This is a genomic window from Homoserinibacter sp. YIM 151385, assembly GCF_027912415.1.
In the GTDB taxonomy this organism is placed as follows: domain Bacteria; phylum Actinomycetota; class Actinomycetes; order Actinomycetales; family Microbacteriaceae; genus Schumannella.
On record NZ_CP115175.1, the window covers coordinates 80,512 to 98,337 of the forward strand.

15 protein-coding genes are annotated in these 17,826 nt (G+C 72.9%); 10 read left to right on the forward strand and 5 right to left on the reverse strand.

All coding sequences use genetic code 11. The features are described from left to right. Nucleotides 1-13: 13 nt before the first annotated feature. The 4 genes from OF852_RS00420 to OF852_RS00435 all read left to right on the forward strand — a co-directional run bounded on the left by OF852_RS00420 (nucleotide 14) and on the right by OF852_RS00435 (nucleotide 4,244). Nucleotides 14-1,087 (forward strand): 4-hydroxy-3-methylbut-2-enyl diphosphate reductase, encoded by a 1,074-nt coding sequence (locus OF852_RS00420; RefSeq protein ID WP_271119844.1) that lies wholly within the window; start codon nucleotides 14-16, stop codon nucleotides 1,085-1,087. Further along, nucleotides 1,084-1,668: a DUF6264 family protein gene (locus OF852_RS00425; protein WP_271119845.1), complete on the forward strand. Its 585-nt coding sequence runs from the start codon at nucleotides 1,084-1,086 to the stop codon at nucleotides 1,666-1,668. Before OF852_RS00420 ends, OF852_RS00425 begins: the two co-directional genes overlap by 4 nt. Before the next feature lie 94 nt (nucleotides 1,669-1,762). Beyond that, complete coding sequence (locus OF852_RS00430; protein ID WP_271119846.1) at nucleotides 1,763-3,109, forward strand: sensor histidine kinase; 1,347 nt, start codon at nucleotides 1,763-1,765, stop codon at nucleotides 3,107-3,109. Continuing rightward, nucleotides 3,096-4,244 carry a hypothetical protein gene (locus OF852_RS00435; RefSeq protein ID WP_271119847.1) on the forward strand — a complete coding sequence of 383 codons (1,149 nt, stop codon included), beginning with the start codon at nucleotides 3,096-3,098 and terminating at the stop codon, nucleotides 4,242-4,244. The genes OF852_RS00430 and OF852_RS00435 overlap by 14 nt, the downstream gene beginning before the upstream one ends. Before the next feature lie 91 nt (nucleotides 4,245-4,335). Here OF852_RS00435 and fbaA read toward each other — a convergent pair whose 3' ends face one another. Next, nucleotides 4,336-5,367, reverse strand: coding sequence for a class II fructose-bisphosphate aldolase (gene fbaA, locus OF852_RS00440; RefSeq protein WP_271119848.1), 1,032 nt, complete (start codon nucleotides 5,365-5,367; stop codon nucleotides 4,336-4,338). A gap of 274 nt (nucleotides 5,368-5,641) precedes the next feature. Here fbaA and OF852_RS00445 point away from each other — a divergent pair, with 274 nt between their 5' ends. The 5 genes from OF852_RS00445 (at nucleotide 5,642) to glpX (ending at nucleotide 11,720) form a co-directional block, all read left to right on the forward strand. Continuing rightward, complete coding sequence (locus tag OF852_RS00445) at nucleotides 5,642-6,997, forward strand: NAD(P)H-dependent oxidoreductase (protein ID WP_271119849.1); 1,356 nt, start codon at nucleotides 5,642-5,644, stop codon at nucleotides 6,995-6,997. Nucleotides 6,998-7,096: 99 nt separating this feature from the next. Then, nucleotides 7,097-7,843 carry a FadR/GntR family transcriptional regulator gene (locus OF852_RS00450; RefSeq protein WP_271119850.1) on the forward strand — a complete coding sequence of 249 codons (747 nt, stop codon included), beginning with the start codon at nucleotides 7,097-7,099 and terminating at the stop codon, nucleotides 7,841-7,843. Between the two features lie 81 nt (nucleotides 7,844-7,924). Next, nucleotides 7,925-9,274: an MFS transporter gene (locus OF852_RS00455; RefSeq protein WP_271119851.1), complete on the forward strand. Its 1,350-nt coding sequence runs from the start codon at nucleotides 7,925-7,927 to the stop codon at nucleotides 9,272-9,274. Nucleotides 9,275-9,348: 74 nt separating this feature from the next. Next, entirely contained in the window at nucleotides 9,349-10,608 is a 1,260-nt protein-coding gene (locus OF852_RS00460) for a four-carbon acid sugar kinase family protein (protein ID WP_271119852.1), read from the forward strand. 101 nt (nucleotides 10,609-10,709) lie between these two features. Further along, nucleotides 10,710-11,720 (forward strand): class II fructose-bisphosphatase, encoded by a 1,011-nt coding sequence (gene glpX, locus OF852_RS00465; RefSeq protein WP_271119853.1) that lies wholly within the window; start codon nucleotides 10,710-10,712, stop codon nucleotides 11,718-11,720. Nucleotides 11,721-11,915: 195 nt separating this feature from the next. Here glpX and OF852_RS00470 read toward each other — a convergent pair whose 3' ends face one another. The 4 genes from OF852_RS00470 to OF852_RS00485 form a co-directional block, all read right to left on the reverse strand. After that, on the reverse strand, nucleotides 11,916-13,130 hold the full coding sequence (locus OF852_RS00470) for a DNA recombination protein RmuC (protein WP_271119854.1): 1,215 nt from the start codon (nucleotides 13,128-13,130) through the stop codon (nucleotides 11,916-11,918). Nucleotides 13,131-13,190: 60 nt separating this feature from the next. Continuing rightward, the gene (locus tag OF852_RS00475) at nucleotides 13,191-13,859 is read right to left on the reverse strand and encodes a hypothetical protein (protein ID WP_271119855.1); all 669 of its coding nucleotides are present in this window, start codon (nucleotides 13,857-13,859) and stop codon (nucleotides 13,191-13,193) included. A gap of 68 nt (nucleotides 13,860-13,927) precedes the next feature. Next, nucleotides 13,928-15,781: a gamma-glutamyltransferase family protein gene (locus OF852_RS00480; RefSeq protein ID WP_271119856.1), complete on the reverse strand. Its 1,854-nt coding sequence runs from the start codon at nucleotides 15,779-15,781 to the stop codon at nucleotides 13,928-13,930. Nucleotides 15,782-15,830: 49 nt separating this feature from the next. Beyond that, on the reverse strand, nucleotides 15,831-16,451 hold the full coding sequence (locus OF852_RS00485; protein WP_271119857.1) for a 3'-5' exonuclease: 621 nt from the start codon (nucleotides 16,449-16,451) through the stop codon (nucleotides 15,831-15,833). Nucleotides 16,452-16,674: 223 nt separating this feature from the next. Here OF852_RS00485 and ychF point away from each other — a divergent pair, with 223 nt between their 5' ends. Further along, nucleotides 16,675-17,751 (forward strand): redox-regulated ATPase YchF, encoded by a 1,077-nt coding sequence (gene ychF, locus OF852_RS00490; protein WP_271119858.1) that lies wholly within the window; start codon nucleotides 16,675-16,677, stop codon nucleotides 17,749-17,751. The last annotated feature ends 75 nt before the right edge of the window (nucleotides 17,752-17,826 follow it).

Genomic DNA, 17,826 nt, shown 5'->3' on the forward strand with positions numbered 1-17,826 from the left:
GATCGATCACGCTATGACGATCACGAACGGGGCCCTCGGCGTGGCCCTCGAGACCCCGCGGACGCCCCAGCGGCGCGAGCGCCTCCGCGACGAGCCCGTCGCGGGCTCCAAGCGGGTCCTCCTCGCCGCGCCCCGCGGCTACTGCGCCGGCGTCGACCGCGCGGTCGTCGCGGTCGAGAAGGCGCTCGAGCACTACGGCGCCCCCGTCTACGTCCGCAAGCAGATCGTCCACAACGTGCACGTCGTCTCCGAGCTCGAGCAGCGCGGGGCGATCTTCGTCGACGAGACCGACGAGGTGCCGCTCGGCTCGCACATCGTCTTCAGCGCGCACGGCGTGAGCCCCGCCGTCGTCGCCTCGGCGGCCGAGCGCGAGCTCCACGCGATCGACGCGACCTGCCCGCTCGTGACGAAGGTCCACCGCGAGGCCGTCCGCTTCGCGAAGCAGGACATGGAGATCCTCCTCATCGGCCACGCCGGCCACGAGGAGGTCGAGGGCACGATGGGCCACGCGCCCGAGCGCACCACGCTCGTGAACAGCCCGGAGGACGTCGACTCGATCGTCGTGCGCGACCCCGACAACCTCGTCTGGATCTCGCAGACCACGCTGTCGGTCGACGAGACGATGGAGACCGTGCGCCGCCTCCGCGAGCGCTTCCCGAACCTCCAGGACCCGCCGAGCGACGACATCTGCTACGCGACCCAGAACCGCCAGGTCGCCATCAAGAAGGTCGCGAAGGACGCCGATCTCGTGATCGTCGTCGGCTCCGCGAACTCCTCGAACAGCGTGCGCCTCGTCGAGGTCGCGCTCGAGTACGGCGCGAAGGCCGCCTACCGCGTCGACTACGCCGACGAGATCCGCCAGTCGTGGCTCGACGGCGTCGAGACGGTCGGCGTGACGAGCGGCGCGAGCGTGCCCGAGGTGCTCGTGGCCGAGGTGCTGCAGGACCTCGCGGATGCCGGCTACGGCGAGGTCGAGGAGGTGCGCACGGCGCACGAGGACCTCATGTTCTCGCTTCCCAAGGAGCTCAGGACGGCGCCCACCGGCGACGCCGACGCGCGCGGCCTCGGCGGGCGGCGCGAGCGGTGAGCGAGGAGCGGGCGCCCGGGGCGCGGCCCCGGCCGCGGTACGGCGAGTACGCGACGCCCGAGGAGGTGGCCGCCCTGCGCGGCGATCCGCCGCCGCCGGACCCCGCGAGCCGCATCCCCGCGCCCGAGGAGCGCGCCGACCCCGCTCGGGTCGCGGCACCCGTGCCCGCCGGGGCCGCCGCCGGCGACCGGGCCCGCGCCGCATCCGGGCCGCGCCGCTGGGATCGCCCCGCGACCGTCTTCCTCATCGCGCTCGGCGTCTTCCAGATCGTCACGAACGCGCCCCTCCTCACCGACTTCGGCATCCAGCTCGACCGCCTCCTCGCCGACATGGGGATTCCGGCATGGTCCGCGACGCAGGCCGCCGACGCGACCGGCTGGGCCGTCCTCGCGGCGTGGATCGTGCTCGCGGTCCTCGGCGCGCTCTGGGCCGTGCGCCGTCTGCGCCGCGGCCGCACCGCCTTCTGGGTCCCGCTCGCGGCCGGTGTGCTCGCGGCGGTGATCCTCCTGGTCGCGCTCGGCGCGCTCCTCCTCGGCGACCCCGCCTACCTCGAGTACGTGCAGGAGCGGCCGGCCGGCTGAGGCTGAGGGTGCGCGGCACGTCGCGCCGCCCGCCCGCAGGTGGCATCATTCGAGCGTGCGACCCGTGCCCGGGGCGCACGCGAGGACCGGGGGGATGCGCATGCGGGTCGCCGTCCTCCCTCGCGATGTCGCCGCCGGGGTGATCACGGGATCCCTCTCCCGCATCGGCTGGGCGGTCGGCGCCGTGAGCCTCGTGCTCGACATCCCCGTCGTCGTCGAGGTCTACCTCGCCGCGGGGCAGGGCGACTTCCTGCCGCTGCCGGTCACGCTCCTCCTCCTGCAGCTCGGCCTCCTCGGCTTCGCGGCCTGGTGGGCGCGGCCGCTCGCCGTCGTCTTCTACCTCCTCGCCGGCGGCGCGGTCGCGGTCGGCTTCCAGCTCGAGGTGATGAACAGCATCCCGGAGGCGCACGACGTGCACACCTTCATGCTCAACCGGCCCCTCGTCGCGCTCGTGCTCGTCGGCATCACCTCGACCTCGACGATCGCGGGGATCGGGTGGCTGCTCGTCGGCTCGGGTGTCGCCATCAGCGTGCACGCGATCACGGCGCTCATCCACGGGAGGGAGTTCTCGCCGGGCCTGGGGCCGCAGGTGGTGCTGGGGCTGGGCCTCGTCGCGTACCTGACCTTCGCGGCCGTGCAGCGGGTGCAGCGGCGGCGCGTGCCGAACTTCGACGAGCTCGAGGCGGAGACGCAGCGGCTGCAGCACGGCGAGGACCTCGCGCGGCGCACGACGGCCGCGGTGCACGACACGCTCCTCAACGACCTGTCCATCATCATGAACGGCCCGGATCGGCTCGACGAGGCCGCCCGGCAGCGGCTGCGCGAGGACCTCGACACGCTCACGAGCGCCGAGTGGCTCAGCACCGCCGACGCGGTCGTGCCCGCCGACCACCAGGGGGCCGAGATCCGCAACCGCATCATGCGGATGGTGAGCGACTTCCAGTGGCGCGGCCTCTCCGTGCAGGTGACCGGCTCGGGATCGGGCATCTACCGGCTCGAGGACGGCGTCATGGAGGCCGTGCTCGGCGCCCTGCGCGCCGCGCTCGAGAACGCGCTGCGGCACTCCGGCGCGGACGTCGCGCAGATCGTCATCGCCTACGAGGACGACCGGCTGACGGTCATGGTCATCGACCAGGGGCGTGGATTCGACCCGCGCGGCGTGCCCGAGGACCGGCTCGGCGTCCGGAGCTCGATCGTCGAGCGCATCGAGGGCGTCGGCGGCCGCGTCTCCATCTGGTCGACGCCCGGGGAGGGCACCTCGATCGTCATGACGGCGCCGATCCTCGAGACGGTCGTCGCCCACGAGCCATCGCGCCATCGCGACCCGCTCGACGCCGAGCTCGTGCCGGGGCTCGACCCGGAGCGCGACGGGCCGCAGCAGGCGGGCGGGCCGACCGCGCGGGATGCCGAGGCGGAGCGGGGCGACGATGCCGCCCGGTGAGCGCGCCCTCGCGCTCTCGGCGCAGCGCATCGACCCGCTGAGCTGGTTCACCGGGCCGAACCTCCCGCTCGTGCTGACCGGGGTGGTCTTCAGCTGGGGGCTCGCGGCGGGCCTGCTCACGACGAGCGGCACACGGCTCGTCTGGCAGGCGGCCGCCCTCGTGCTCATGACCTCCGCGACCCTGTTCGTGCAGTTCATGACGCGACCCCAGCAGCGCGCCTTCGACGGCGTCATGGGCGCTGCCGCGCTCGCCACGGCCTCCCTCGGCTTCGTCCTCTCGGCCATCGGCTACGCCGGCCAGGAGGGCTTCCAGGTGCAGCTGTGGTGGGCGCCGTTCGGGGTCGCGCTGACGCTCGGCGCACTGGGGCCGTACCTCTCGACGCGCGAGATCGTGCTGCTCGGCGGCGCGACGACCCTCGTCACCGTGCCGATCTGCTGGGCGATCGTCGCGGACACCGTGACCGACTGGGGGCCGATCGCGACGGTCGTGATCATCGCCTTCCCGCTCCTCGCCGGCATCTGCGTGACGGGCGTGTTCTCGCACCACGTGGTCGGGCGGATGCGGGTGCTGCTCGAGCGGCGCTCGCAGCTGGTCGTCTCGACCGACGTCGTGCGGGACGACGAGGCCGAGCGCCTCGAGCGCATCCGCCTCGCGCAGCTCACGGCGCGGGCGGTGCCGTTCCTCGAGGAGCTCATCGAGCGAGGCGAGATCCAGGATGCGGACCGCGCGCTCGCGGGTCAGCTCGCGCGCCGGGTGCGCGATGACCTCGTCGCGCAGGCGAACCGCAGCTGGCTCGAGACGATCGCGGCCGAGACCCACATCGCGGTCATCGATCCCGACGGCCGGGCGGATCGCATGCGCGCCTCCCAGCGGACGGCGCTCCGCGGCCTCGTGCGCGCGATCCTCGGGACGCCGGGGATCGACCCGACCTCACTGCTCGTCGAGCTCCGCACCCGGCCGGACGGCTCGACGGCGGTCGGCGTGAGCCTCGACGTGGAGCTGCCGGAGGGGAGGCGGATCATGCACCTCGCCCCCTACCTGCTGACGCTGCGCACCACGGCGGACGGCCTCGTCTGGGACGACGAGCAGTTCCTCAGGGTGTCGTTCGAGTTCCCCTCGGGCCCGAGCGCCTGAGCCGCTCGCCGGTCGAGGAGCGCGCGGCGGAGCCGGACGCGTCGCGAGACGCGGGCTCCTGCGTCGCGCGCTCCTCGACGGGCAGATCGGATCAGGCCGAGATGGAGTGGCCGTGCGAGCCGAGCTGGCGGGTCGACGCGACCACGCGCTGTGCCATCGCGGTCTCGGCGACCTTCCCCCAGGCGCGCGGGTCGTAGGTCTTCTTGTTGCCGACCTCGCCGTCGATCTTGAGGAACCCGTCGTAGTTCTTGAGCACGGTGTCGGCGATGGAGCGGCTGTACGCGTACTGCGTGTCGGTGTCGATGTTCATCTTGATGACGCCGTTCGCGACGGCGAGCGCGATCTCCTCGTCGGTCGACCCCGAGCCGCCGTGGAAGACGAGGTCGAGCGGCTTCTCGCCCGTGCCGTACTTCGCCTGGATGCCGGCCTGGATCTCGCCGAGGAGCTCGGGGCGGAGCTTGACGCCGCCCGGCTTGTAGACCCCGTGCACGTTGCCGAAGGTGAGCGCCGCGATGTAGCGGCCCTGCTCGCCGAGCCCGAGGGCCTCGACGGCCTCCGTGACATCCCCGATGGTCGTGTAGAGGGCCTCGTTCGAGCCCTCGTGCGCGACGCCGTCCTCCTCGCCGCCGACGACGCCGATCTCGACCTCGAGGATCGCGCGGATCGCCTTCATGCGGGGGAGGAGGTCCTTCGCGATCTCGAGGTTCTCCGACAGCGGCACGGCCGAGCCGTCCCACATGTGCGACTGGAAGATCGGCTCCCGGCCGGCCTTGACCTCCGCCTCGCTCGCCTCGATGAGGGGGAGCACGAAGCCGGGGAGGGCGTCCTTCGGGCAGTGATCGGTGTGCAGCGCGACCGTGACGGGGTAGTTCTTGGCGACCTCGGTCGCGAACCTCGCGAAGGCGAGGGCACCGGACGCGCGGGCCTTGACGGACTGGCCGGCGAAGTAGTCGGCGCCGCCGGTGGTCACCTGGATGATGCCGTCGGAGCCGGCCTCCGTGAGGCCCTGCAGCACGGAGTTGATGGTCGACGAGGAGGACACGTTGATGGCGGGGAAGGCGTAGCCGCCCTGCTTCGCCTTGTCGAGCATCTCGGCGTACTGATCGGGGGTTGCGACGGGCATGGCGTCCTCTCATCGGCGGAGCCGTGCCGGCTCCGGTGCATGACCGCGGGCGCGATGGGTCAGCCCGCGTCCCCTGAGTCTATTGATCCGACGGGGCGCGCGGATGCGGTCGCCAGCTGGGCTGGCCTGGCGGAGGCCTCGGCGTCGCGGGCTTGACATTCGATCCGATTCGGCGCACGATGTCTGTCACGCAGATGGTCAGACCATCTAGCCGAACCAACGAACACTCAGTTCCGAAGGCGGGATCGCCCGTCTACAAAGGGGTAGATCCGAGATGAATCTCTTCTCGCTCATGCAGGCGCGCACCGCCGAATCCGGCCCGATCCGGGTCGGCGTCATCGGCGCCGGCAAGTTCGCATCGATGTTCCTCACGCAGGCCGTGAACAGCGACAACATCCACGTCGTGGGCGTCGCCGACATCGACACGCAGAAGGCGAAGGGCGCCCTCGCGCGCACCGGATGGCCGGCCGAGCGCTACGCCGCCGCGAACCTCGACGAGGCCGTCCGCACCGGCGGCACCGCCGTCATCGACAGCTCGGACAAGCTCCTCACGCACCCCGCGGTCGAGGTCATCCTCGAGATCACCGGCAACCCGCTCGTCGGCACGTACCACGCGGTCACCGCGATCGACAACGGCAAGCACGTCGTCATGGTCAACGTCGAGGCCGACTGCATGGTCGGCCCGCTCCTCCAGCGCCGCGCCCAGGCGGCCGGCGTCATCTACACGATGGCCTACGGCGACCAGCCCGCCCTCATCTGCGAGCTCGTCGACTGGTGCCGCACCGTCGGCTTCGAGCCCGTCGCCGCCGGCAAGGGCACCAAGTACCTGCCCGAGTACAACTACTCGACGCCCGACACCGTGTGGAACTACTACGGCTTCAGCGACGAGCAGCTCGCCTCGGGCGACTACAACCCGAAGATGTTCAACTCCTTCCTCGACGGCACGAAGTCGGCGATCGAGATGGCGGCCGTCGCGAACGGCACCGGCCTCATCCCGCAGGACGAGGGCCTCAACTTCACGCCCTCCGGCGTCGACGACCTCTCGACCCTCATCATCCCGAAGAGCGCCGGCGGCACCCTCTCGCGCTCCGGCACGGTCGAGATCGTCTCCTCGCTCAACCGCGACGGCACCGACGTCTTCCGCGACCTCCGCTGGGGCGTCTACGTCACCTTCGAGGCCAAGACCGACTACGCGGTCCAGTGCTTCGCCGAGTACGGCGTCCAGACCGACCCCTCGGGCCGCTACGGCGAGCTCTACCGGCCGTACCACATGATCGGCCTCGAGCTCGGGGTCTCGATCGCGGCCGCCGTCCTCCGGGGCGAGGCCACCGGCGCCCCCACGGGCTTCCGGGGGGATGTCGTGACGACCGCGAAGAAGGACCTCAAGGCCGGCGAGACCCTCGACGGCGAGGGCGGCTACACCGTCTTCGGCAAGCTCGCCCCCGCCGCCACCTCGCTCGCCGGCAACGCCCTCCCGCTCGGCCTCGCGCACGGCGCGAAGCTCATCCGCGACGTCCCCAAGGACCGCACGGTCTCGTGGGACGACGTCGAGGTCGACGAGACCCAGTTCGCCACCCGCATCCGCCGCGAGCTCGAGGCCGAGTTCCGCGCCGAGCACGCCGCCGTCTGAGCGCCCGCCGCCGTCCGAGCCCCGAGCCGAGGGAAACTACCATGGAAGCAGTCGAGCGCACCTTCCGCGCCGACGAGCGACTCGAGGAGTTGACGCGGCGTGACGGACGGCGGCTGGGAGCCGGTGCAGCGGATGCGCACCTACGAGCAGGTCATGGCGCAGATCGAGGAGCGGATCCTCGACGGCCGGCTCAAAGCGGGGGACCACCTGCCGAGCGAGCGCGACCTGGCCGCCCTGCTCGGGGTCTCGCGGCCCTCGCTGCGGGAATCGCTCCGGGTGCTCGAGGCGCTCGGGATCGTGGACATCCGGCGCGGCGGGGGAGCGGAGGGCGGCGCCCTGCTGCTCGACTCGCCCGGCCCCGGCCTCGTCAACCTGCTCAAGCTGCAGCTCTCGCTGGCGCACTTCAGCTGGAACGACGTCCTCGAGACGCGGCTCGCGCTCGAGGCCTGGTCCGTCACGGAGGCCGCCTATCGATCGAGTGACGACGACCACCGCGAGCTCGCCGCGATCCTCGACCTCATGGAGGCCGAGGGGATCGAGACCGGGGAGTTCAACCGCCTCGACGCCGCCTTCCACCTGCGGATCGCGGAATCGACCGGCAACGCGCTGCTGGCCCACCTCATGGGCTCGCTCCGCGTCGCCATCCACCGCCAGATGATCGAGATGTACGCCGAGCTCGACGACTGGCGGCGCACCGCCACCATCGTGCGAGCCGAGCACCGCGGGATCCTCGCGGCGATCGTCGCGCAGGATGCGGCCCTCGCGGGCCGACTCGTCAACGAGCACATCACGAACTTCTACAAGATCGGACACGTCGCCGGGGAGGCGACGACCGGCGCGAGCTGAGGCTCCGCCGGCCGCTCCCCGACACGGGGGAGCAGCCGGACGCACCGGGCTCCCGACTATCAAGGGAGATACGACCCGACCATGACCACCATCACCCCCGCGGGCGCCGAGCGCGCCAAGCACGGATCGCGCGACAAGCTGAAGACCGCCATCGGCTCCGGCGTCGGCACGACCATCGAGAACTACGACTTCCTCGCCTACGGCACCGCCGCGGCGCTCTACTTCAACGACGTCTTCTTCCACCAGGACGACCCCGTCGTCGGCGCGCTGCTCGGCTTCCTGACCTTCGGCATCGGCTTCGCCGTCCGCCCCATCGGCGGCCTCATCGGCGGCTACCTGGGCGACAAGATCGGCCGCAAGCCGGTGCTCGTCGGCGCCCTCATCGTCATGGGCGCCGCCACCATCCTCATCGGCGCGCTGCCGACCTACGCCCAGATCGGCGTCGCGGCGCCGCTGCTGCTCACGCTCATCCGCATCATCCAGGGCCTCGCCTTCGGCGCGGAGTGGGGCGGCGCGATCCTCATGACCTACGAGCACGCCCCGTGGCGCAAGCGCGGCAAGTACACCGGCATCCCGCAGGCCGGCGTCCCGCTCGGCGTGCTGCTCGCGAACGTCGTGTTCCTCTTCTCGGTCAACCTCGACTCCGAGCTCGCCTGGCGCATGCCGTTCCTCATGAGCTCGGTCCTCATCATCGCCGGCCTCATCATCCGCGCGAAGGTCTCCGAGAGCCCCGAGTTCGAGGAGACGAAGACCCAGGGCAACGTCGTCAAGAACCCGCTCAAGGAGGTCATCAAGAACGACTGGCGCACGATCCTCCGCGTCATCGGCCTCCGCCTCGCGGAGTCGGGCGGCTTCTACATCATCGTGACGTACATGATCTCGTACCTCACCTCGGGCGACGACCCCATCACCGACCGCGCGGTCGCCCTCACCGGCCTCTGCGTCGCGGCGGCGCTCGGCGTCGCCACCACGATCCTGTTCGGCGCCCTGACCGACCGGGTGGGCCGCAAGCCCGTCTACCTCGTCGGCACGCTCCTCATCATCGCCTTCGGCTTCCCGATGTTCCTGCTCGCCAACACCGGCCTGCCGTACCTCATCGTGTTCATCTACATCTTCGGCATGGCGGTCATCCACGACATGCTCGCGGGGACCCAGGGCCCGTGGTTCGCGGAGCTGTTCTCGACCAACACCCGATCCTCGGGCGCGTCGATCGGCTACCAGTTCTCGGCCTCGCTCTCCGGCTTCATCCCGCTCATCGCCACGGCCGTCGCGCTCGCGCTCGGCTGGGGCGGCGTCGCCCTCGTCTACATGGGCGTCGGCGTCATCGGCCTCGTGGCGACGCTCCTCACCCGCGAGACGTGGGGCCGCGCGCAGCGCGCCGAGGTCGACGCGGTCATCGCCCGACAGGACGAGATCGCCCGCAAGGGCTGACCGGCCGGCGGGGCGGGCGCCCGCAGCGCCCGCCCCGCACCGAGCACCTCACGACACCTTCCCGGAGAAGCACCATGAAGACGATCGTCCTCGACGACGACCCCACCGGCACCCAGTCCGCGACCGGGGTGCGCGTGCTCCTCGAGCACGACGCCGAGCTCGTGACCGAGGCGCTGCAGGATGCCGACAGCGTCTACGTGCAGACGAACAGCCGCGCACTCCACGAGGCCGACGCCGTCGCGCTCGTGCGGCGCATCCGCGAGGAGGGGCTCGAAGCCGGACGCCGGCTCCAGTCGCCCGTGCGCTTCGTGCTCCGCGGCGACTCGACCCTGCGCGGCCACGTCTTCGCCGAGACCGAGGTGCTGCTCGACGCCGACCCCGACGCCGTCATGCTCTTCGTGCCCGCCTTCCCCGACGGCGGACGCACCACGCGCGGCGGGGTGCACTACGTCCGCGTGGACGGCGAGGACCTGCCGGCGCACGAGAGCGAGTACGCCGACGACCCCGTCTTCCCGTTCCGCAGCGGCGTGCTCGTCGACTACGTCGCCGAGAAGTCCGACCGGGATGCCGTCGCCGTCGACCTCGACACCGTGCGCGCCGGAGGCCTGGCCGCAGCGCTCCGCGCTGCACCCGCCGGCGCCGTCGTGCTGCCCGACGCCGAGACCGCGGACGACATCCGCCGCATCGCCGCCGCCGTCGACAAGGCGGGCGCGGCCGGCACCTCGATTGTCGTGCGCAGCGCCGCGCCCCTCGCGGCCGAGCTCGCCGGCGCCGCCTCCGCCGGCCTCCTGACCACCCCCCTCATCCCCTCGCCGCTGCCGACCCTGCTCGTCTGCGGCTCCCACACCATCGGCGCCACCCGACAGCTCGCGCCCGTGCGCGCCGCCTGGGGCGAGCCCGCCGAGGTCGACACCGAGGCCGCGCTCGCCGATCCGGCCATCGCCGGAGCCGCGGCCGCCGCCGGCGGCGTCGAGCAGCTGGGCTCGCGCCCGCTCGCGCTCCTCATGACCGCCCGCGAGCGCTCCGGCGCCCACGGCACCCTCGACCACGGCGAGCGCGTCATGGCCGCGCTCACCACCGCGGTGCGCGGCATCCTGCCCGCCGTCGACGTCGTCGTCGCGAAGGGCGGGATCACCTCCGCCGAGGTCGCCCGGACCGGCATCGGCGCGCGCAGCGCCCTCGTGCTCGGCCAGGTGCTCCCCGGCGTGTCCGTCTGGCAGATGGACGACCACACCGGCCGGCAGATCCTCTACATCGTCGTGCCCGGCAACGTCGGCGACGAGGACACGCTCGAACGCGTCCTCGACGCCCTCCGCCTGCCGCTCCCGCAGTAGGCTTGGACCGCGCCCGACGCCACCTCACGGCGCATCCGCACCCGATCGCGACCGCGCGAGCCGGGACGATCACCGACCCCGACGATCTGGAGGATGCCGCCATGGTGAGCGACGAGACCGGAACCCTGTACCTGCACCCCGACCGCAACCTCGCGCTCGAGCTCGTCCGAGCCACCGAGGCCGCCGCCATCCGCTCGGCGCCCTTCATCGGCCACGGCGACAAGAACGGCGCCGACGGCGCCGCCGTCGACGCCATGCGCAAGTTCCTCGGCACCGTCAACTTCCGCGGGACCGTCGTCATCGGCGAAGGCGAGAAGGACCAGGCGCCCATGCTCTACAACGGCGAGGTCGTCGGCAACGGGCAGGGCCCGGAATGCGACATCGCCGTCGACCCCATCGACGGCACCTCGCTCACCGCCGCCGGCCGGCGGAACGCGATCTCCATGATCGCCGCCGCCGACCGCGGCGCCATGCTCGACGCCTCCACCGTGTTCTACATGGAGAAGCTCGTCGCCGGCCCCGAAGGCGTCGGCGTCGTCGACATCCGCCAGCCCATCGGCGAGAACATCCGCGCCATCGCGAAGGCGAAAGGCAAAGACGTCTCCGAGATCTCCGTCGGCATCCTCGACCGGCCGCGCCACGACGACCTCATCCGCCAGATCCGCGACGCCGGCGCCGGCACGCGGCTGCTCCTCGACGGCGACGTCGCCGGCGGCATCGACGCCGCCAGCTACAGCGGACGGCTCGACCTCTGCTACGGCATCGGCGGCAGCCCCGAAGGCGTCGCCACGGCCTGCGCCATCAAGGCGCTCGGCGGCCTCATCCAGACGAGGCTCGCCCCGAAGGACGACGACGAGCGCCAGCGCGGCCTCGACGCCGGGCTGCGGTTCGACCACGTCTACGAGGCCGACGAGCTCGTCAAGGGCGACAACACCTTCTTCGTCGCCACCGGCGTCACCGACGGCAACCTCGTCGCCGGCGTGCAGCGGAAGGGACCCATCATCCGCACCGAGTCGATCGTGCTGCGGGCGCGCTCCGGGACCATCCGGCGGATCTCGGCGGAGCATCTGGTGGAGAAGTGGCTGGGCGAGGAGCAGCTCGCGGGGATCTGACCTCGTCCGGCTCGTGATCTCGGGGGTGCGCGGCGGCGGGCCGAGTCAGCCGGCCCGCGTCCCGCGGTGCTCCTCCGTCGCGCCGCCCGCCAGACCCGAGCCAGCGGGCCGGATGACTCGGCCCGCCGCCACGCTGGTGACGTCGCTGACTCGCGCCTCGGGGCTGCCGGAGGTGCAGGGGCCTGCAGCCCCTCGTCAGCTCGCGGCCTGGCCCTCGACGGCGGGGGTGTCGGGGGCGAGCTCGGGCTGGGTGAGGGGGCGGGGGCGGCCCTCGACGTGCGGGGGCTCGCCGATGACCCTCGACTCGTCGAGGGCGTCGAGCTTGCGCGCCGTCACGAGCACGCGCGACTCGAGCGAGCTCGCGAACTGGTTGTAGCTGCGCACCGTCGACTCGAGCGAGCGCCCCAGCTTGTCCGCGTGCTCGGCGAGCGTCCCGATGCGCGAGTAGAGCTCGCGCCCGAGGTCGAAGAGGCGCTTCGCGTCCTCCGTGAGGACATCCTGCTGCCAGGTGAAGGCGACCGTCTTGAGCACCGCCCAGAGGTTCACGGGGCTCGCCAGCGCGATCCGCTTGCCGAAGGCGTAGTCGAGCAGCGCCGGCTCCTGCTCGAGCGCCGCCGAGAGCAGCGACTCGCTCGGGATGAAGGCGACCGTGAACTCGGGGCTCGCCTCGAGCCCCGCCCAGTAGGTCTTCCGCGAGAGGGCGTCGACGTGCGCACGCACCTGGGCGGCGTGCGAGGCGAGCAGCGCGCGTCGCCGCGCCTCCTCCTCGCCGGTCGCCGTGGCAGGGATGCTCGAGGCCTCGAGGTAGGCGCGGTAGGGCACCTTCGCGTCGACCGCGATCGACTTGCCGCCGGGGAGCCGGACGACCATGTCCGGTCGGCCGCGGCCCGCATCCGAGTCGATCGAGGACTGCAGGTGGAAGTCGACGCGGTTCGCGAGCCCCGCCGCCTCGACCACGTTGCGCAGCTGCGTCTCGCCCCAGACGCCGCGCGTCGCGTTGTTGCGCAGCGCCGAGGCGAGCGACTCCGTCGTCGCCCGGAGGCGCTCCTCCGACTCGCTCGCGGCGCGCAGCTGCTCGCTCAGCTCGCCGTGCTGCCGCTGCCGCTGATGCTCGAGCTCCGCCACCTGGCGCTGCATGACGCGGAGCGACTCCTGCACGGGGGCGAGGGCGGTGAGCACCCGGCCCTCCTCCCGGCCGCGCTCGAGGAGCTCGCGGTGCTGGAAATGCGCCGACTCCAGCTGCTCTCGCAGGCCCGCCTCGCGCGCCTCCGCGGCGGCGAGCCGACCCGCGAGCTCGTGGCGCGCATCCCGCTCCTCGCCGCGCCCGCGGCCGCGGAGCAGCACGACCCCCGCCGCACCGAGGAGGGCGCCGAGGAGGAGGCCGAGGAGCAGCGGGAGGAGGAGATCCATGCGGCCATGATGCGGCGGGCCGCCGACATCGGCGTCGCGGCGCGCGCGGACCCGGCCGGCTCAGACCCCGTAGTTCGCGGCGGGCGCCTGGAGCTGCACGACCACGTCGTCGTCGAGGTCGATGATCCCCGTCGTGTAGTTCTCCTCGGGACCGTCGCCGGGGCTCACGGTGTCGAGCTTCACCCACTGCACCGTGTGGCCGTCGTCGCCCTCGAAGGGCTCGCCCCAGGCCGGGGCCGAGGCGGCGTCCGAGGCGGGGTCGCCGACCGCCACGCCCTCGGGGCCCTCGATCGCGACCTCGCCGACCGCGGCGGCCTTCACGATGACGGTCTGGTTGCTCGTGAGCGGCGCCTCCGCCTCGAAGTCCTGCACGCGCAGCACGAAGGCGTCATCGCCCCAGGTGTAGTCGACCCCGGGCGCGGACTCGATGTTCCCCTCGTAGTCGAACTCCGCGGGCTCCTCGCCGAAGGCGTCCGTCAGGGTCGCGATCGTCGTCGCCGAGTCGTCGAACCAGCCCAGCTCCTCGACCGTCGAGCCCCCGTCGTCGAGCAGGTCGAGCCCGTCGGCGGCGAGGACGATCGTCGCGATGCCGGAGCCCTCCGGCGTCGGGGATGGGGACGGCGCCTCGGGCACGGTCGTCGGTGAGCTGGTGGGTTCGGGCGCGGCCGACTGGCACGAGGTGAGTGCGAGCAGGACGAGCGCGGCGGCGCCGAGACGTGCGATCCCCATGGATGCATCATCCCCGCTCGGCCCTCGAGAATCCAATGCACCCGAGAGCACGATTCGGTCACGGCGGCTCAGCGCGCGGCCGCGTAGCCCTGGGCGCCCCGCGGGTTCGAGGCGGCGAAGCACCAGCCCCGGCGCGGGTCGACGCCCGCGGCCGAGAGCCGGCCGAGCGTCCACGGGCCCGCCACGGTCACGAGGTGACCGCGATCCCGCAGGCCGGCCGCGACCTCCTCGCCGATCCGCGACTCGACGACGAGGCCGCCGGGGGTGAAGGTGCGCGGCTGGAAGCTCGAGACGTGGGAGGTCGTGTGCAGCATGGGCGCGTCGATCGCCTGCTGCGGATCCCAGCCGCCGACGAGCCGCCGCAGCAGGTAGAGCAGCTGCCACTGGTCCTGCTGGTCGCCGCCGGGGGTGCCGAGCGCCTCGACGACGCGGCCGCCCTCGGCGAGGAGCGTCGGCGAGAGCGTGGAGCGCGGGCGCACGCCCGGCCGCAGCGCCGACGGGGAGGCCTCGTCCAGCCAGGTCATCTGCAGGCGCGTCCCGAGGCAGAAGCCGAGCTCCGCGATGGCGGGGGAGGACTGCAGCCAGCCGCCCGACGGCGTCGCCGAGACGATCGTGCCGTGCCGATCCACGACATCCAGGTGGCAGGTGTCGCCGCGGGTGCCGCCGTCGGCGCGCACGGTCGGCTCGCCCGTCCCCGCGAGCCCGTCGCCGGCGCCCTCCGCCCCCGGCTCGCGCAGGGGCGGGATCCACGGCTCGCGGCCGCCGGGGCGCCCGGGACGGAACTCGCGGGAGGCCGTGTCGCCGACGAGCGCGGCCCGCTCGCGCAGGTACCCGGCATCCAGCAGCTCGGCGATCGGCACCTCGGCGCCGTCGGGGTCGGCGAGCCAGGCGTCGCGATCGGCGAAGGCGAGCTTCAGCACCTCGGCGACCGTGTGCGCGCCGAGTTCGGTCGAGGGGTCGAGGAGCTCGTCGCCCTGCTCGCGGCCGAGCGCGTCGAGCATCCCGAGCGACTGGAGGAGCACCGCGCCCTGCGTCCACGGGCCGGCCTTGAGGACGGTCGTGCCGCGGAAGTCGAGCGCGATCGGCGTCTCGCGCGCCGGACGGAACGCGGCGAGATCGGCCGCGCGGATGACCCCCGCGTGATCGGTCCCGCTCGAATGCCGTGCCGGCACGGCGGCGGCCCGCTCGATCGCGTCGGCGACGAAGCCCTCGCTCCAGCTGCGGATGGCGGCGCGGATGCGGCGCACGCGCGGGTCGACGTCGCCCGACTCAGCCCCGGCCTCCGCCTCGGCCCCGGCCTCCGCCTCCGCGAGCAGCCGCTCGAGCACCCCCGCCCACGCCGGGTTGCGCACGAGCTCGCCCTCCTCGGGGAGGCGGCCCTCCGGCATCCACAGCTCGGCCGAGCTCGGCCAGTGCGCCTCGAACAGCGGCCGCACGGAGGCGATCGTCCGCACCACGTTCGCATGCACCGGGTGCCCGTCGCGCGCGTACCCGATGGCGGGGGCGAGGATGCGGTCGAGCTCCCAGGAGCCGTGCGTCGCGAGCAGGTCGAGCCAGGCGACGACCGAGCCCGGCACCGCCGCCGCGAGCGGACCCGCACCCGGCACCTCCTCGAGGCCCTCGGCGAGGTAGTGCTCGATCGTCGCGCCGGCCGGCGCCGCACCCTGCCCCGCCAGGACGAAGGGCTCGCCGCCCGCGGGCGCCACGAGCGCCGTGAGGTCGCCGCCCGGGCCGTTGAGGTGCGGCTCGACGACATGGAGCACGAAGGCGGCCGACACGGCGGCGTCGACCGCGGTGCCGTCGAGCTCGAGCACCCGCTGCGCGGTCGCGGTCGCGAGCCAGTGGGTCGAGGCGCTCGCGCCGAAGGTGCCGCGCAGCTCCGGACGGCTGCGGTGCGGGTCGGGGGCGGTGAAGGAGGTCACCCGTCCCACGCTACGCGCGCGGATGCCGACCGGGGCGGCGGGCCGCAGCTCAGGCGAAGGCCGCCGGCACGACCGGGGCGACGGTCGCCTCGGGGGCGGGCGCCGCGAGCACCTGGCTGATGCGGATGCCCGCGAGCTCGGCGAGGGCGGGCAGGTCGGCCGCCCCCAGCATCCCGGCCGCGTGCACCATGATCGCGGCGCAGGCCTCGGCATCGGCGACGGCGTCGTGGTGCCGGAAGTCGGCGAAGCCGGCCGCCGTCGCGACCGAGGGGAGGCGGTAGCTGTCGAGCTGGTAGACGCGGCGGGCGAGCTGCAGGCTGCAGGCGTAGCCGATCGCGGGCGTCGGCAGGTAGCTCGCCTGGCAGGCGCCGCGGATGACGCCCATGTCGAAGCCCGCGTTGTGGGCGACCATGAGGTCGCCGTCGGCGAAGGCCATGAGGCGCCCGAGCTGCTCGCTCCAGAGCGGGGCGTCGGCGACGTCGGCCGCCATGATCCCGTGGATGCGGACGTTCCACTCCACGAAGTGGTCGTGCCCGGCGGGCGGGCGGATCAGCCACCCCGCGCGCTCCACGATCTGCCCGTCGCGCACCTTCACGAGGCCGACGCTGCAGGCGCTCGCGCTCGAGCCGTTGGCGGTCTCGAAGTCGATCGCGGTGAAGTCCAGGGGCACGAGTGCAGAGTCGCACGCCCCGCCGACACCGGGGCGCTGACGCGCCGCGTCGGGCCGAGACACGGCGGGCCGCCCGCTCGATCGGATCGCGCTGCGCTTCGGGAGGGTCTTGGGCGGCCGGCCGGCGTGTCGCTCCGCCGGCCACGGCATGTCGCCGGGATCCCCTCCCGGAGGGCGGGGGCGCGGCGCTCGGTCGCCGGGCTCGCGGATAGACTCGACCCCCGTGGCGCTCACCATCGGAATCGTCGGCCTCCCGAACGTCGGCAAGTCGACCCTCTTCAACGCACTGACCAAGAACACGGTCCTCGCCGCGAACTACCCCTTCGCGACGATCGAGCCGAACGTCGGCGTCGTGAACCTCCCCGACCCCCGCCTCGGACAGCTCGCCGGGGTGTTCTCGAGCGAGCGCACCGTGCCCGCCACGGTGTCCTTCGTCGACATCGCCGGCATCGTGAAGGGCGCGAGCGAGGGCGAGGGACTCGGCAACCAGTTCCTGGCGAACATCCGCGAGGCCGACGCGATCGCGCAGGTCGTGCGCGGCTTCGCCGACGCGGATGTGGTCCACGTCGACGGCCAGGTCGACCCGGCCTCCGACATGGAGACCATCAACACCGAGCTCATGCTCGCCGACCTCCAGACGCTCGAGAAGGCGGTCGCCCGCTACGAGAAGGAGGTGCGCGGCAAGAAGCTGGATGCGGCCGTCCTGGATGCCGCGAACGCCGCCGTCGCCGCGCTCGAGGCCGGCACCCCGCTCTCGAGTGCGACGGGCGTCGAGCTGGGGCTGCTGCGCGAGCTCGGCCTCCTCACCGCGAAGCCGGTCATCTTCGTCTTCAACGTCGACGAGGGCGTGCTCACCGACGACGCCCGCAAGGCGGAGCTCGCCGCGCTCGTCGCCCCCGCGAAGGCGGTCTTCCTCGACGCGAAGATCGAGTCCGAGCTCATCGACCTCGACCCCGAGGACGCCGCCGAGCTCCTCGCCTCCACCGGCCAGGACGAGTCCGGCCTCGACCAGCTCGCGCGCGTCGGCTTCGACACGCTCGGCCTCCAGACCTACCTGACCGCCGGCCCGAAAGAGTCGCGCGCCTGGACCATCCCGAAGGGATCCAAGGCCCCGCAGGCGGCCGGCGTCATCCACACCGACTTCGAGAAGGGCTTCATCAAGGCGGAGGTCATCTCCTTCGAGGACCTCCTGGATGCCGGCTCGGTCGCCGAGGCCCGCTCGCGCGGCAAGGCGCGCATGGAGGGCAAGGACTACACGATGCAGGACGGCGACGTCGTCGAGTTCCGGTTCAACGTGTAGCGATGGGAAGACGGGCCCGTACGGGGCGAGTGGCAGACAACGGAATCCACCGCCTCGCGTACTAGTCCGTCGTCG